Here is a 16,619-nt window from a genome sequence, read left to right as displayed (position 1 = left end):
CAAATCAAAAGTCAAAATTCAAAATTCAAAAGTAATATCTGAGAGAGTTTGAGGATTAATCAATGTGTTAATCTTTACTTTAACTGCTATATCATACAGCAGTTTTCAGGTTACTAACATAAAAAATGATAACCCAGTAGGGACGTTGCATGCAACGTCCCTACAGTTTTTTTAACGCCAGTCAGGAGGATAGAGACTTTCTACATTAGGCATTTCATCAATTTTTTGCACTAAATTTCCTAATTTTGGATATTTTTCCTGTATCGGTAATATGTCAATATTTAACTTACTGACATCTTCCTGAGCTGCTAACTTTTCCACAAATCTAACAACAGGATAAATGGCAATATCTGCTGCTGATAATTTATCCCCTGCTAACCAATTTTCATCGGCTGAAATATTATCATTAAGCATGGTAAATTCAACTTTGAATTTTTGGAAATTTTCAATAATTTCTTCCTCTTTTCCTGCTATACCTCCAAAGAAAATTGGTGGGATTAGCTCGAATAAAGGAAGTACAATTATATTATCAATTTCACATACCTGTTGGTAAATTTTTGCTTTTTCTTGGCTAGTATTGCCAAAAAGTTGCCACTCAGGATATAGAGAATCTAAATATACTAAAATCGCTATAGATTCACGGACAAAAAATTCTCCATGTTTGAGTAATGGAACTTTTCCACGAGGATTTAAAGCTACATAATCAGGAGCTTTATGTTCTCCTTTTACTGGATCTAAATAATTACAAACATAATCAACATTATTAATTGCTAAAGCAAGCTGTACTCGCCAACCAAAAAGACTGCCTTGAAAGGTAAAAAGTTCGATTGCTGGATTCATTTTCTTGAATAGTATTCGTGATTACAATGATGCCAAAAATTTAGCCTAGTCAAGCTAGACTAAATTGAACATACCTTTTAATTTAGATAATGTCAATAGCTATTTATAGAACTTATTTATAACTCTGTAAATTATAGAAATATTGCATTATAATTAATGCAAAAGAATATAACGACTCGCAAATAAATCGATCTTGATTCATTTTTTTGTTGAAAAAAACTATTTAGTCTGAAAAATATTTTGCACCATTTTCTTATCTGTATTAGCAGCAGCTTTATCTAATTCTTCAACTTCACCAGAGTCTAATTCCCAACCCAATACACCAAGATTTTGTTCTGCCTGTGCCTTATTTTTTGCTCCCGGAATTGGAATTGTACCTTTACAAATACACCAATTAATTGCTACTTGCGACATGGTTTTATTTCTTGATTTTGCCACGGCTTCTAAAGATAATAATAATGGGCGAACTCCTGGTAATATTTGTTTGAATAAAATACCTCTAATACCTTGAGGAAAAGAACCTTTTTCAGAATATTTTCCTGTTAATATTCCCAATGCTAAAGGACTATATGCAATTAATTTAATTCCTAATTCATCACAAACTTCCTTAACTCCCAATTCTGTGAAGGGATAGGTTGATAATAGAGAATATTGAACCTGTAAAGTAGTAATGGGAACGCCACGCTCGCTAAATCTTTTATGCACTTTCTTCAGTCGTTTCGGTCCGTAGTTCGATAACCCTACTCCCTTCACTTTTCCTTGTTCATACAGATCTGCTAAACCATCCAACAGTCCCCATTCTTGCCAGGGAAAATAGTTCGCAGTAGACCAGTGCATCTGTACCAAATCAACATTCTTACCGAGACGTTGGGCAGATGCTGCACAAGCTGAAATCATTGCTTGGCGACTCCATCTCCAGGGATAAGCAGCAAGTTTTGTGGCAATGCAAATATTATCTTGGTTTGCCCCCGCGTATGCTTGGGAAAATTGCCCCAATAGCATTTCACTACGTCCGTTTAATTTGCCAGTCCCGTAGGAGTCACCCGTATCAAATAAAGTTACGCCATTAGCAACACAGAGATTAAAGACATTTTGCAGCTCGTTATCCATACTTTCGTCATATCCCCAAAGGAGGCGGTTCCCCCATGCCCATGTCCCACAACCCATTTTTGGCAAGATAAGTTTTTGATTAGTTTGCATCCTCAACTATTGTCCAATAGTATTTTCATCTGTTATTTTCTCACTAAACGAGGCAAGATAGCGATCGAGTATTTCGGCAGAGTTGCGATTAAAACCATAATAGGCATCGGTAACAACAATCGGACTACCTGGTTCATAGAAGTCGGCAATGTCATCAATAGCTACCCACTGTGGATTTTCTTCATTATTTTGTCTGAGATATTCTAAAACTCCTTGATGCCGAATATGCTTATTTTTTTCAATAACTATCGGGTGTAAACATGGAGTTACTCCAATAACACGCACAGCAATATCCGGTGAAAATAAACTAGAAATTTGCTCTAGAGAATAAATTTCTCGCCAGGATGAAGAGATAACTATTTTGGCAGTGGGATAACGACGCAGAACATTTTCAAATTCATTCAGACAAACTGGATCGAATTTGATCATGTCTTTTTGCAAGACTGGTTGCTCGAATTTTTTCTCTGGTACTAATACCCCATCAATATCTAAGAAAATCCACATAATCTATTCCACCTGCTTGAATGGCGATTGGTTAATTTACATTATATCAAATCTTGCTAATCACTTATCTTTAAGTAAGGAGTTGAGAGTAGAAGAGAAACTGAAATAGCTCCGGTGGATAATTGACAATTAATAATTAATAATTAATAATTAATTGAATTTATAGAAGCACAATTTCTACAAAATTAGCCAAATAGCTAATCCCCAAAACGGAATAAATCTTAACCAACGTTTGCCACTTTCTGGCGGTTCAATATCTCCTATTAATACTGCTTGAAAAATGGCAAATAAAATTACATCTATACAGAATGCAATGGTGAGGCGATCGCTCTGAAAGTTTTGCACGAAAAATTCTGCCCTAGCAGCGATATCGCCAAATTCTGGTCTGGCAACAATTCCCCAAACTATGGCGATGCTACCTATAATTAATCCTATTACACCGAATATTTTTGCCAGTAAACCTTTACTCATTTGTTCTTCTGTGGGAAGTTCAGTTGCGGTGCTGCGCCAAGCCATGTATGGTAGAAGGAAAGTATTGGTAAGGAACATTGCCATACTCCAAATCACGATTTTTGGAAGTTCTCCACCACGGCGATCGACTAGCAGTAGTGGGAGAAACATAAATATCCATGCTTCAGCAAAGTTGAATAAACTTTCTAACCAAGGGTGTATCGTTGGCGCTTCCATATATTTGATGCCAACAGTATTAAACATGGGGAGGATGAAGAAAAAATTGATAGATTCGTCGATCGCTTCTTTAATAGTTTCGGGATCGACTGCCCAAATTGGTCCGTTGGGAAGGAGTTGATGTGGTGGGGAGAGTAGGAGGATGTAGATATATATTGCTGATAACAGCCAGAGGAAGATAGCGATCGGGCGGGAGTTTTGTTGTTTTGGTAAGTTTGATTGTGTCATTGGGTTGTTTTTGTGGTATTGGTTATAGCCGTTCTTATTGTAGCAGACCGTAGTAGCGGGAGAGATTATAGCGCTACGCGCAAGTCATATCAAATCCGGTTAAACACTCATAGATTGGTTAAGTCAAAAGGAGTCAGGAGCCATAATTCTGAATTCTGGAGGAGAGAGAATCACTTTGACGAGCGTAGTTATGACGATTGGAGAATTTTTTTATGTCCAATCAGACGGATTTGATATCAAAAGTTAAAAGTAATCTCTGATATTGTGTCCGGATAAGAGCGCGATCAAAAAACTCGATCATATTAATATCTTCAAACTCCCTCCTCTTCTCTCGTGACTCCTGACTCCTGAGGACTCCCTTGTTATTTATAACCATTCAACCGGACTTGATATGACTGAGTTTTCCGTAGATGGTTTTGATGTGCTTGTCACTCCGTGAGATAGCAGCCTCAAAAATCGAATGAGAAGCAGTTCTTTCCCGATCATTTTAACTAAAAAAAACGTCAACAATTAAATCCTCATAATTTTATTAATAGATTTTTTTCACATCAGAATTAGAACGGTTAGCATCTATTAAAATTAGAGTAATATCTTGGGATAAACCATAAAATTATCATTATTTGAATTAGATTTAGAGAAAACAGTTGTTTTTGATATTGATGAAACTCGGTAATATGATTGCTCTATAAATGTTGTGTAAGTTTTCCTAGCTGATTCTGCACTGCTGTTTTGCCTCTTTTCAAACTATTTCTTAATTCTCTTTGTCGGAATTGTCCAAGGATATGATGAATCTATTACCTCAGAAAAAGTCCTATTATCAAAGAGGATTAAAAGCGATATCTATTGTTGAGGTGGATTTACCTGTTGCTGGAACATCTGAGAAAGCTAGAGGTTTTAAGACTTTAATTGCATTTAAAGTTATTAGTTCGGCCTTAAGAAGATTATGGCCAATGCTTAAGAAGGCCACTTGTACTTATAGCCTACATTCCGCACGTCAAGTTGTAGCATTAAAAGTAGTATAATAATTCGGGGATTTGTAAGTATTTATACTGTATATATCCTATTTATTGACCTTTCTGTTGAGTCAAATTATCCGTCAAATATTAAGCATAAATACTTGGGTGTTGCCAGATAATTAGCTAGAATCATTCCCTACGACTATTGACTACTTGCACTTGATATTACATTTTGAAGTGCGGAATGTAGGTTATAGCGCTACGCGCAAGGCAAAAGTCCAAAATGCAAAAGTCAAAAATAGTCTATGACTGAGGCGTGAGAATTTAGAAATGTCCTAAGCTTTGCTTCGACCTTTTTTTTAATTGGTATTAAAAGTTATCAGACTTTTTCTTAGTAGAAAGCTAAATAGGTAGGGGCGAATAAACTTCACTATATAACGAAATATTGATGCAGTCGAAACCTTTGAGATTGCTTCCTTCCACGAGTGAAAGTCGCAATGACGTAGTTGTAAATTTTCCCACCTACCTACTTACTTGTATACTACCAGTAAATCTAGCAAATATTTATATAATAACTATGAACAACTTTTTATTAACAACAATTATTACTGGTTTGATATATGCCTTACCTATGCACCTTCAGCCAGTTTTTGCTAATCGAATTACTGAGGCTGATTATGATAATTTAAAAATTGGTATGACTTATCAGGAAGTAAAGCAAATATTGGGCAGAGAAGGTAAAATTTATACAGAATATAATAGTCCGACTATTGAAAATTTTGGGGTAGCTTATCGCTGGGTAAATAATGATGGAACAGGGATAATTGCTGTATTCAATTCCGAGAATAAGTTAATTAAATTATCTGCTCAAAATTTGAATACTATTGGCTTTGGAGTAAACAGAAAACCTCCTGTAGTTACAAGTAGAAATTTTGAAAATATCAAAGTTGGCATGACTTACGATGAAGTAACAAAAATTATTGGGAGTCAAGGAACAAAACAACCAACTAGAGATAATCCTTTAACTAATCCTAATACTACTGAATATATTTGGCTTAATCCTGATGGTACAAACATGACTATAGTTTTTGATTCTAATCAGAAAGTGGTGACTATTAGAACCAAAAATATGAACACTTATAATTTTGGTAATCCTTTTTGGAATCAGCCTAAACCAGTTTATTCAATTACGCGAGAAAAGTATGAAAAATTGCAGCTAGGAATGACATATCAAGAAATCAGAAATATCCTGAGAAAGGAAGGAGAATTAGATACAGAATTCGACCCAGAAGCTTTTGAACAATCAAGACAAGCAAGGCAAATGCAAATTAATTCTACTGCTTCTCGGCGGGGTTTAGTTGATAGGGAACAAGTGGTGCCAGAAGAAGAAGAAGAAGCAGATAAAATTAAGGATGCTTATAAATGGATGAATCCCGATCAAACAGGAATTAAAGTAGTTTTTAATCAGCAAGATAGAGCAGTTGCCATATCTACTTTTGGGTTAGGTGTCGGACTGCGTTCAATAATTAATAATTAATAATTAATAATTAATAATTACCTCTTCTTAGAAAGAAGAAGATTGACTAAAAGGATTTTTTTTCTTCTCAAGGGGAGATTGGATATGGCGTTTCGCGGAGCGACTTGAATTGCGTTAGCATTAGCGAGAGCTACCGTAGTAAGAGGCAGCTCCTCTGTAAGAGGCAGCGGCTCTGTCAAGAGCGGGAGACCTCGCCATCCCATCCTAGGTCATGCTCCGCAAACAACCGCTCTCTTGGTCGATTGGAGGCCAGCGAGGAAACCTCGCCATCCCATCCTAACGGAATGCTCCGCAAACGACCGCTTTTTTCTCCATGAATGGAGAGGCTTTATACCTTAATTTTTCGGTAATGAAGTCAGAAGTTGTTTTTGTAATAGGAATTCTGAACATTATATAAAAGGCATTGCTGAATTAAGGTATGAAAGTAAGTTTATAGGTAATAGGGAACAGGGAACAGGTATGGAGGGAACAGTTAATATTAACAAGTAGTTCAAACAATCCCAAATTATCAAATCATACCCTGTTTCAGCAACGCCATATAAAGTATAATTTATTTTAAGAAATCTTTTAAATACAATCATGCGAGAACTTTATCCACCCATTCAACCATACAAAACAGGCAGTCTAAAAGTTTCCGATATTCACACTCTTTATTATGAAGAATGTGGCAACCCCCAAGGTAAACCAGTAATCTTTTTACATGGTGGACCTGGTGGTGGAATTATCCCTATTTATCGCCAATATTTTGACCCCAAAAAATGGCGGATTATTCTCTTTGACCAACGCGGTTGTGCCCGTAGTACCCCCCATGCTGAACTTAATCAAAATACTACCTGGGATTTAGTTAATGATATTGAAAAACTGCGGGTTCATCTAAGTATTGAAAACTGGGTTGTGTTTGGAGGAAGTTGGGGAAGTACCCTAGCATTAGCTTATAGTCAAACCCATCCAGAAAGTTGCACTGGTTTAATATTAAGAGGCATTTTTCTAGTACGCCCAAAAGAAATTTATTGGTTTTATCAAGAGGGTGCAAGTAAAATTTTTCCTGATGCTTGGGAGGAATATTTAAAACCTATTCCACTAGCAGAAAGGCATGATTTAGTTAAAGCTTATTATCAAAGATTAACCAGTACAGATGAAAAAGTGCGATTAGAGGCTGCCCGTGCTTGGTCAATTTGGGAAGCAAGTACAAGTAAATTAATTCAAGATCCTAATTTGATGCAAAGTTTTGGAGATAGTCATTTTGCTGTAGCTTTTGCCAGAATAGAATGTCATTATTTCATTAATAAATGCTTCTTTGAAGAAGAAGAACAGTTATTAAAAAATGTCGATAAAATCCGACATATTCCCGGAGTAATTGTGCAGGGAAGATATGATGTTGTTTGTCCGATGGTGTCAGCTTGGGAATTACATCAAGCATGGCCAGAAGCTGAATTTATTGTAGTGCCAGATGCCGGACATTCAGTAACTGAACCTGGAATTAAAGATGCTTTGATTAGAGCAACTGATAAGTTTGCAATGTTTTAGATAAGGAATGATCTCAAATCCGGTAGCATCAGTATAAATAAAGCACAGAAACCGGGTTTATTAAATACCCCACCATACTACCTGCATTTCTCACAAACTTTGCGATTCTAGTCGCTAAAAACCTTGTATAGCAAGCATTTAACCCTGCGTAAAAGAGATAAAAAAAAACAAAACACTGTTGAAAACCTTATTCTGTATGACTTTGAGTAGATAAGGATTTTGATAAGTCAAACTTATTTTGTGAGAAATCCGGGACTAACATCTACCTCCCATAAACCCGGTTTCTTATAACACTCCAAAGTACAGAAACCTGGTTTGTATGAAATGCTGTACCATACTGACATCTATCTCTGACAAACCAGGTTTCTTATAGCACTCCGAAGCAAGCAGATTTGATATTAGACATCCCAATCATTACCAACTCTTTTCATCAAGCGGTTCAAGATTACATCTCCTTCTGGATTAACAACACTCAGCCGGATAATTGATGGGTCTTTAGGCCGGTGAGCAATAATATATTTGTGATTTCCGTTTCTAAAGGTATAAGTATAGCGTTGACTACTCCCTCCAAAATAGGCATTTTTCAAAGTTAGGGAACCGCCAGTTTTTCGAGATAGAGCTTCATAGGTATAGTTTCCAAACTCATCTAATTTCAGCCAAACAACCCAATTTTCGCTATTATCCATGAAAGCTCCAGTTGGACGGACAAAATCGATAGGCATTGCAGAAGCACTATGAGAATTTAAGGTAATATCTGCGATCGCAGGAACAGATAAACCAATAATAGATGCCAGAGCAATAGCTTTGATGTTCATATTTTTCTCTTCCTTTGCGTGTTTTAGCAGTTTGTTTTATTTCCTAACTAAGTCTTCAAACTCAATTATTTTATTTCCGTATTTATAGTCAATAAAAATACCAGAATTAAATTTGGCACACACAAACCTGCAATTAATAGATATCTCCAGAAAAGAGGGAGTAGGGAGTAGGGAGTAGGGAGTAGGGGAAAATAATTGATGATTTCTGTACCATAATTGATTTCCTGTTTTTATTATTGGAGATGTTTATTATAGATATATTTGTTCAAATATTGGCAGACAAATTAGAAATTGTCACCTTTTATAGCTTTAAGCATTCAGCATTCAGCTAGTCTCCTGGGTCGTAACTGCATTAACAGCTCAAATCAAAACTATTGGTTATCAAAGATTTCAATTGTATCAATGTCCTAACAATTGTATGGGCGAAGAGCGAATCACCCCTACTTCCCCTCCACCGGAGGGGTTAGGGGTGAGTTGACTGCTGACTACTAACTAACTACTAACTACTGATTTTAGGTTGTAATAGCTTTAAGCTGCCAGGATTCGTTGGCAGTAATTTCTAGTAATTGTTGGTGATAATTTTTTAAAGTCGGACGATGGCCAACACTAATAAATGTTGTGGATGTTCCTTGCAATTGTTGATATAAAAGTTCCTCGCTTGGCACATCTAAAGCACTGGTAGCTTCATCCAGAATTACATAGTTGGGTTTAGTTAAAAATAATCTGGCAAAAGCAACCCTTTGTTGTTCTCCAACTGACAAAACTTGACTCCAATTTTCTACTGCATCTAAACCACCAAATCTTTTTGCTAATTCGGGAAGATTTACTCTTTCTAATACTTGCTGTATTTCTACATCAGAAATATCTAGATTAGTCTGGGGATATAAAAGTTGTTGACGCAGAGATCCTAAAACCATATAAGGTTTCTGAGGTAAGAATAATATTTCATTCAATTTAGGTCGATAAATAGCTCCTGTACCAGAGTTCCATAAACCAGCGATCGCTCTTAAAATTGAACTCTTGCCACTGCCACTAGCTCCCATAATTAATAATCCATTTCCTGATGGTATTTCTAAGGAAATATCTCTGACTAAAGTTCTTTGATAATTGGGAGTTTTTAATGTCAAATGTTCTAAAGCAAGACCATAATTTCCTACTGTATTAATAGTTGATTCACCTTCAGGAACTTCAGGAGGTGATTCAATAGCGGCAGAAAAAGTAGATAGACGATTAATTCCAGCAGCAAATTCTGTAAGTCGATCCAATTGACTAACAATCAGTGTTAAGGAACTTAAGATAATAGCAAAAGCTGTTCCTGCTTGAGTAATTACCCCTATTTCTAATTCACCAGAAAGTACACGGGGACCAATAATTAAAGATGGTAATGCAAAAGTAATAAAATCATAACTATTTCTGAAAATATCCAAATATAGTTGCCATTTAATTAACCGATTAAAATTATCAAAAACATCAGTAAATAGGTTGTTTGCCTGTTGTAACTCCTGTTTTTCTCCTCCATAAAAAGCTATAGATTCAGCATTTTCCCGAACTCTAATTAAACCAAAACGAAAGTTAGCTTCTCGCTTCAGTTGTTCAAAATTAATCCCTACCAAAACTTTGCCAAATACCCCGGTCGTAATTACTGTGCCAGCAACAGCATAAATAACTACAAAAAATACTAATGGTTTAGAAATTGACCATAACAAAGCACTAAAACCAAATAACTGAAATATGGCATTGAGGATAATTACAAGAAAATTCAGAGATTGGTCTGTAAAACTTTTAATATCTTGAGCAATACGTTGGTCTGGATTATCAATTTCTTGGTCGTAACTAATTTTATAGAAAGAGCGATCGCCTAAATAACTTTTCATAAAACTATGAGTCATCCACCGTCGCCAAAATATACTAAGTTTTTGTCGGACAAAAGAGTAGGAAGACACAAAAGGTACAGCAACCACAACTGTGCCAAAAAACTCTATAATTGACCGCCAAAATCTATCAGAATCTTGAGCAGATAGTGCAGAAATAAATTCTGCTCGTTGATTTGTGAGGAATAAATTAAATACAGTAAATGTTGCCAGTAAAACAATTACCAGCAATAATAAACCCCTAGCTCGCCATTTCTGTTCTGAGAACCAATAAAGTTTAGCAATTGACCAAAAATCGTTTAATAAATCTAAGTTAAATTTTTTTTTCTTCAGCATATTTTTAGCTATTACTAATGTATGTAATTTTTGCCTTAATTTTCCATGGGTAATGTAGCAGAAGATTAATCAATTGTCAATCAATATACCGTCGATAAAATTGGTAGGATATATAATTTTTTTTATTTTGGGGAATAGGCAATAGAAAAAAATACTGTATCATATTAATATGATAAACTCTATATTTGTCCTTTGCTTGGTATTCAAATAACTAAACCAATAACTCAGATTTTAATCTATATTTTGGGTGGGAAAAGTTACTCTATAAATCTAGATTAAGAGTATTTGTGCAATAGCTTCAGACTCAGTTCGCAAGTATCACAACCAAGTTTCCGGAGGCGATCGCTATCTTTGAGTACAAAAAGCACTATGAATCAAATTTGATAGTATCGGTATGATAAAACGGTACATAAACCAGAAACCGGGTTTCTGGATAGAATTTTCTAGTAATGAAAACAGGATAACTTCAGTGAATCTAGCGAGTCATCCAAATATTAATTAATCAGGACCTACGCACCCAAACAAGAAACTGGGTTTATTGCCCTGATTATTGTTGTTCAAATCACGAAGTTTCCTCTATCAACCAGGTTTATGCGTAAGTCCCAAGAATAACAAAGGTATAATCAGATAATATCAAATCTGTTTAATTCAGTATAAAAAAATTGTCCGAGCGACCTAATTACCAAATATTTCGCGCTTTTCTTCCCTCCTAACTCCTGACTCCTGACTCCTAACTAACTATACTGATGCTAGCGAATTTGATATAATATTCAATACTTAAATAGTGTTGGTCAAGATGAAGTAAAAAATTATTTTTAGTCTGAGGAATTTATGAATAAACTAATTTATAGGGTAACAACCTTATTCATCCACCAACTCTACAAACGTACAGCATTAGTATTAAGCTTAATGTTCTGCATAGCTATTATAGCTGGCCTATGGAATACTTATCGTCTCTCATCTAACCTGATTAAATCACAGGTGCTTCAACATGTCAGCGACTACGCTCAGACTCTCAAAGAAGCTCGTATCCTATACAGTTCAGAAATAGTCGGGCATGCTATAAAAATTGAAGGTATTAGCATGACTCACGACTACAAAAAAAAAGAAGGAGCAATGCCGCTACCTATAACATTTTTGATGGAACTAGCTCAACGCATCGAGTTAAAAAATCCAGGAATGTCAGTCTATATTTACAGTAACTATCCTTTTCCTTGGCGTCAAGCAGAAAGTGGCCCTAGAGACAATTTTGAACTCAAAGCTATCCGTCATTTGGAAAAAAACCCAGATTTACCATTCTATAAGTTTGCTGAATTTCAGGGGCGCCCTTCATTCCGATACGCTGAAGCAGACATTATGAAACCTAGTTGCGTTAGTTGTCATAATAATCACCCAGATAGTCCAAAAAAGGATTGGAAAGTTGGGGATGTACGGGGTGTTTTGGAAATTACTCAATCTCTAGATAGTACCATTAAGATGACTAATGCAGGATTGCGAGATACATTTTTGACATTAGTAGGATTATCTGTTCTGGGAGTTGCTGGACTAACTTTAGTCATTTCTAAACTCCGACGAACTTCGACAGAATTAGAGCGACGTGTAATTGAACGTACTGCGGAACTAGCAGAGGAAAAGGAAAAGTCAGAATCTCTACTACTGAATATTTTACCAGAACAAATAGCAGAAAGATTAAAGCAAGGAGATCATCAAATCGCTGAGGGGTTTGCAGAAGTTACTATTCTGTTTGCTGATATTGTCGGTTTTACTTTACTCTCAGAAAAAATTCCCCCTGAAGATTTAGTCATATTACTCAATAAAATATTTTCAGAATTCGATCGCTTGAGCGATCGCCACGGACTAGAAAAAATTAAAACTATTGGAGATGCTTACATGGTTGCTAGTGGTTTGCCTATCCCACGGACAGATCATGTTGAGGCAGTAGCAGAAATGGCACTTGATATGCAGGAAGCGATCGCTAAATTTAATCAAGATTATAATTGTCAACTAAGCATCCGCATTGGGATTAATTCCGGACCTGTTATTGCTGGAGTTATTGGCACGAAAAAGTTCATTTACGATCTGTGGGGTGATGCAGTTAATACTGCTAGTCGCATGGAATCTCATGGAATTCCTGGTGCGATTCAAGTTACGACTAGCACTTATAATTTATTAGAGAATAAGTATATTTTTCAGGAGCGTGGGGTTATATCCGTTAAAGGTAAAGGTGAAATGAAAACTTATTTATTGGTTGGTAGAAAAATAAGTACAAAAAAAGAGAGTGGCAAGAGGATTGAGAAAAAAATAGATATTTCAGAATCAAAAATAAATCCACTAGATATTAGGGGAGTAGGGAAGTAGGATTCATAGAATTAAGCAGTCGAAGTTCCTCTTAATACAGATGTTTTATTGAATACGAGTTTAATAAATTCAATAGTTCAAATCCTTTATTTCTCCTGACTCCTAATATCAAATCCGCTCGGGTTCGGTATAAAAAAACCTTCATTTTCAGCAAAGAGTAAATCTTTCTAAGTTCTCTTCCCTCCTGTACGTCGCCAATCCGACGGCTCCCCTTCCTGACTCCTGACTCCTAGATTAACTATCTAATTATACCGATGCTACCGAACATGATATAACTCCTATTTGGGGGTTGCACGTTAAAGAATGATAATATCAGGACTGACGCAGAACCATCATATCTAGTAGGGGCGATTCGCATAGATGCCCCTACAAATGGTGTATGATTTGATATATTGCGTAAGTCCTGAATATGATCATAGATTTTAAACTGTACATATATTAGACATCTCCAGAAAAGAGGGAACACTTAACTGGGAACAGGGAACAGGAAGATAGAATAGATGATTTATGGATGATAATTGATTTGATTTTGAATTTTCATGCCTATGTCTATTGAGGAAAGAATTATCCAAAAATACCTACTTTCGGATTTCATCGTTCCTGATTGTGCAACGCCCCTATTTGTTTAAAAATTAATATACTCCTAACGTTGCGCTTACCCGACAACGGGGGAGCCGAGATATTCCTGAAATGGATGAGACACTCATAGCCAAAAGTTTTTCGGTGTCTCTGATATAGTATTCACGCAGATCGATACAGAGGAGATTCCCTTCTAAGATCAGAAACTGCCAGATTGTTCCTGTTGTTACGGCTCCATAAATAGGCAAATTGATATTTTCTCTCAAGTTAAATCTTTGAGCAGCAATCATTTCAGCCATACACTTAGCTCAACCTCCTTTAATATTTTCATTCTTGGCTTCAACTAATGTTAATACTGGTCGGTGTATTTCATGAATTTCTCTTGAAGCTGTTAAAATAAAGTCACAATAACCGTCTAATCCTAACTCAGAATCAATATTGAATTCTGAACCAGAAAAAAAACCCACCTCATTTTTATAAATAAACCCGATTTCTAATAGGGTAGGCGCAATTAGAAGTTCAGAACGGGCTTTTTCTGTATTGATAGCATTGGCGAGAGGAATATTTCGTTCTAAGATTTGTTGCAGAAATTCGCTGACTTCTACAGGAGGAATGTCAGCGAATAAATTTTTTGACTCATCTACTCTCAAATCAAAGCGTTCGCGTACTTCAGCTATGGTTTTAAATTCACTGTAGGACATGGGTTATAGCCCTTTGTTTTATTACTGACTGATAACATATTAACAGTTTTTCAAGGCTTTGTTCCATGAAAGTATATAGCTGCGACTAGGTTCCGCATTTGTACTTCATAATCCGCGGAAACTGCTCTAACTATTGGACAATAGATGAATCAAACATCAATCTCCTGAAAGTGAGCGTTAGTGAAGTGGAACGGATGTTCTATCCCTTCCTCTGACTGTATATAAACTCAACATAACTATCGAGACTTACACAAAATAGCAGTAGAAAATAGGCTCAAAGATATACAGGGAGAGCTTTTTACGTCAAAAAGGTATAAATCCTTTATTACCAAGGGTTTTAGCGATTTTTAGGGCGTTGACGTAATTCCCTTGTCTAGACTGACTTTGAAGCAGTTTTTATGCCAAAAAATGTCTAAGTACTACTATTGGACAATAGATGAACAAAACATCAATCTCCCGAAAGTGAGCGATTCCTAATTATATAGAATCCGGTTAAACAGTCGTCCGCAGCGACGAAGCGGAAGCAATCTCCGCGCACCCATGAGATTGCTTCCTTCCACTCCGTTCCAGTCGCTGCGGACGCAAGCTATAGTAATTATCCGGATTCTATATTACTGATAATTGCAGTTTTCTGTAAATCTCTACAACAAAATTCCCGCGACACAAGCAGTCATAAAACAAGCAATAGATCCACCAATCATTGCCCTAACTCCCAATTTTGCTAGATCGTGCTGTCGTGATGGTGCAATAGCACTAATTCCACCTATTTGTATGGCAATAGCACCAATATGAGAAAACCCACATAAAGCATAAGTAGCAATAATTTGCGATCGCTCAGAAATAACGTTTACTGTTTCGCCTTTTTGAGCATTTTCAATCAGTGTCTTTAAATCTAAATAAGCGATAAATTCATTCAAAATCGTTTTCTTTCCTAGCAAAACTCCCACTTGACCACAGTCTACCCAAGGTACTCCCATCAACCAAGCAACAGGTGCAAATAAGAAGGAAAAAATCCATTCCAAGGATAACTGAGGCAACCCCACACCAGCACCTATCCATCCCAATAGTGCATTTACCATTGCAATCAACCCTATAAAAGCAATCAACATTGCTCCCACATTGACTGCTAATTTTACTCCTTCTTTAGCACCTACTGTTGCTGCATCAATAACATTTGTATAAGTTTGCTTTACCTCTACCTTTACCGTTCCCGCAGTCGGAGACTCTTCTGTTTCTGGAAACAATATTTTTGATATTGCCAATGCTGCGGGTGCCGACATTACCGATGCTGCAATCAAATGTTCGGCAGGTACTCCAAAAGAAATATAAGCTGCCAATACTCCTCCCGCAACTGTAGCAAAACCACCAGTCATCACCGCGTGTAATTCTGAAAGAGTCATAGTTTCCACATAAGGTTTAATCAGCAACGGTGCTTCAGTTGACCCCACAAAAATATTAGCGGAACAAGCGAGAGATTCTGCGCCGGAAGTTTTCATCGTTTTCAGCATTATCCATGCAAATACTTTGACTACCTGTTGCAAAATTCCATAGTGATACAAAATAGTAATTAATGAAGAGAAAAAGATAATTGTTGGTAGTATCTGGAAGGCAAAAAAGTGGTCGAGATAGTTTTCCCCAAAGACAAATTTTGCCCCTGCATCGGAAAATTTGAGTAACTGACTAACTACATCGGCGATAAATTTAAACACTGCCAAACCTGTTTTGCTTTTTAAAATTAGCAGTGCAAATAATAGTTGCAAACCTATTCCCCAGAAAACAGGTTGCCACTTAATTGCGTTTCTTTTTGCAGATAACAAAATAGCTAAACCTACAAAAACTATTAATCCCAGTGCTGATATTAATCTTTCCACAATTAGTTAGATTTCCTCTAATTTATTATAGTCATTCTGAATAAGACTGGAGTACTTTTTTAACTGAAACTCTTTCAAGGCAAGAAAACCTTGTCTCAATCTTAACTGGAATGACTGATAGACATATCCAATAATAAAAAATCAAATCAATTATCACACAAAAATTATAAATTCTTCTTCCCTACTCCCGTACGGGCGATTCGCATAGATGCCCCCTACTCCCTACTCCCTAGTGCTGATATTAATCTTTCCACAACTAGTGTTATATTTCCTTTAATTTATTCTACTATTTTATGAAATTAATCCTGACAAAATATATCAGTTCATTATTGTAGTAGACTGACACACCTAAAATATTACAATAGTAGGGGCGGGTTCCACATTAAATCAACGAGTTTAACCATCAGATAAAATAAACCAGCCCCAAAATATAACGCATAAAATTAGCTGTGTCACTCCAAACACAACATTTTAGTTTTGTCGGTCTACTACTATTTTCTCAAATTAATTCTGACAAAATATATTAGACCTCTGGTGGAAAAGAGGGAGTAGTAGGGACGTTGCATGCAACGTCCGTACAGAGTAGGGAGTAGGGGGAAATAATTAATA

At 36.2% G+C, this 16,619-nt stretch carries 13 protein-coding genes; 4 read left to right on the top strand and 9 right to left on the bottom strand.

What is annotated here, in order from left to right; translation table 11 throughout:
* Positions 1 to 171: 171 nt before the first annotated feature.
* The 4 genes from F6K22_RS09490 to F6K22_RS09475 form a co-directional block, all read right to left on the bottom strand.
* Positions 172 to 840: a glutathione S-transferase family protein gene (locus tag F6K22_RS09490; protein WP_293096329.1), complete on the bottom strand. Its 669-nt coding sequence runs from the start codon at positions 838 to 840 to the stop codon at positions 172 to 174.
* 219 nt (positions 841 to 1,059) lie between these two features.
* Entirely contained in the window at positions 1,060 to 2,040 is a 981-nt protein-coding gene (locus F6K22_RS09485; RefSeq protein WP_293096326.1) for an aldo/keto reductase, read from the bottom strand.
* Positions 2,041 to 2,046: 6 nt separating this feature from the next.
* Positions 2,047 to 2,544 carry an HAD domain-containing protein gene (locus F6K22_RS09480; protein WP_293096323.1) on the bottom strand — a complete coding sequence of 166 codons (498 nt, stop codon included), beginning with the start codon at positions 2,542 to 2,544 and terminating at the stop codon, positions 2,047 to 2,049.
* A 177-nt stretch (positions 2,545 to 2,721) separates the two neighbouring features.
* Positions 2,722 to 3,459, bottom strand: a complete 738-nt coding sequence (locus F6K22_RS09475) for a hypothetical protein (RefSeq protein WP_293096320.1) — start codon at positions 3,457 to 3,459, stop codon at positions 2,722 to 2,724.
* A 782-nt stretch (positions 3,460 to 4,241) separates the two neighbouring features.
* Between F6K22_RS09475 and F6K22_RS09470 the strand changes: the two genes are divergently transcribed.
* The 3 genes from F6K22_RS09470 to pip all read left to right on the top strand — a co-directional run bounded on the left by F6K22_RS09470 (position 4,242) and on the right by pip (position 7,479).
* Positions 4,242 to 4,481, top strand: a complete 240-nt coding sequence (locus F6K22_RS09470; RefSeq protein ID WP_293096317.1) for a hypothetical protein — start codon at positions 4,242 to 4,244, stop codon at positions 4,479 to 4,481.
* Between the two features lie 511 nt (positions 4,482 to 4,992).
* Complete coding sequence (locus tag F6K22_RS09465; RefSeq protein WP_293096314.1) at positions 4,993 to 5,952, top strand: hypothetical protein; 960 nt, start codon at positions 4,993 to 4,995, stop codon at positions 5,950 to 5,952.
* Between the two features lie 579 nt (positions 5,953 to 6,531).
* Positions 6,532 to 7,479, top strand: a complete 948-nt coding sequence (gene pip / locus F6K22_RS09460; RefSeq protein WP_293096310.1) for a prolyl aminopeptidase — start codon at positions 6,532 to 6,534, stop codon at positions 7,477 to 7,479.
* Positions 7,480 to 7,877: 398 nt separating this feature from the next.
* Here pip and F6K22_RS09455 read toward each other — a convergent pair whose 3' ends face one another.
* Together F6K22_RS09455 and F6K22_RS09450 are read right to left on the bottom strand one after the other, a co-directional pair.
* Positions 7,878 to 8,294, bottom strand: coding sequence for a hypothetical protein (locus F6K22_RS09455; RefSeq protein ID WP_293096307.1), 417 nt, complete (start codon positions 8,292 to 8,294; stop codon positions 7,878 to 7,880).
* A gap of 512 nt (positions 8,295 to 8,806) precedes the next feature.
* Complete coding sequence (locus tag F6K22_RS09450) at positions 8,807 to 10,501, bottom strand: ABC transporter ATP-binding protein/permease (RefSeq protein ID WP_293096304.1); 1,695 nt, start codon at positions 10,499 to 10,501, stop codon at positions 8,807 to 8,809.
* Positions 10,502 to 11,332: 831 nt separating this feature from the next.
* Between F6K22_RS09450 and F6K22_RS09445 the strand changes: the two genes are divergently transcribed.
* Positions 11,333 to 12,859: an adenylate/guanylate cyclase domain-containing protein gene (locus F6K22_RS09445; RefSeq protein ID WP_293096301.1), complete on the top strand. Its 1,527-nt coding sequence runs from the start codon at positions 11,333 to 11,335 to the stop codon at positions 12,857 to 12,859.
* A gap of 632 nt (positions 12,860 to 13,491) precedes the next feature.
* Here the strand turns inward: F6K22_RS09445 and F6K22_RS41885 are convergent.
* The 3 genes from F6K22_RS41885 to F6K22_RS09435 form a co-directional block, all read right to left on the bottom strand.
* Entirely contained in the window at positions 13,492 to 13,737 is a 246-nt protein-coding gene (locus F6K22_RS41885; RefSeq protein ID WP_363273204.1) for a hypothetical protein, read from the bottom strand.
* 9 nt (positions 13,738 to 13,746) lie between these two features.
* Positions 13,747 to 14,139, bottom strand: a complete 393-nt coding sequence (locus F6K22_RS41880; protein ID WP_363273202.1) for a hypothetical protein — start codon at positions 14,137 to 14,139, stop codon at positions 13,747 to 13,749.
* 641 nt (positions 14,140 to 14,780) lie between these two features.
* Complete coding sequence (locus F6K22_RS09435) at positions 14,781 to 16,010, bottom strand: NupC/NupG family nucleoside CNT transporter (protein WP_293096298.1); 1,230 nt, start codon at positions 16,008 to 16,010, stop codon at positions 14,781 to 14,783.
* Positions 16,011 to 16,619: the final 609 nt, after the last annotated feature.

It is taken from the genome of Okeania sp. SIO2F4, from assembly GCF_010672385.1.
GTDB lineage: Bacteria > Cyanobacteriota > Cyanobacteriia > Cyanobacteriales > Microcoleaceae > Trichodesmium.
The sequence above is the reverse complement of the archived record's forward strand: the minus strand, read 5'-3'. Positions and strand labels throughout refer to the sequence as shown.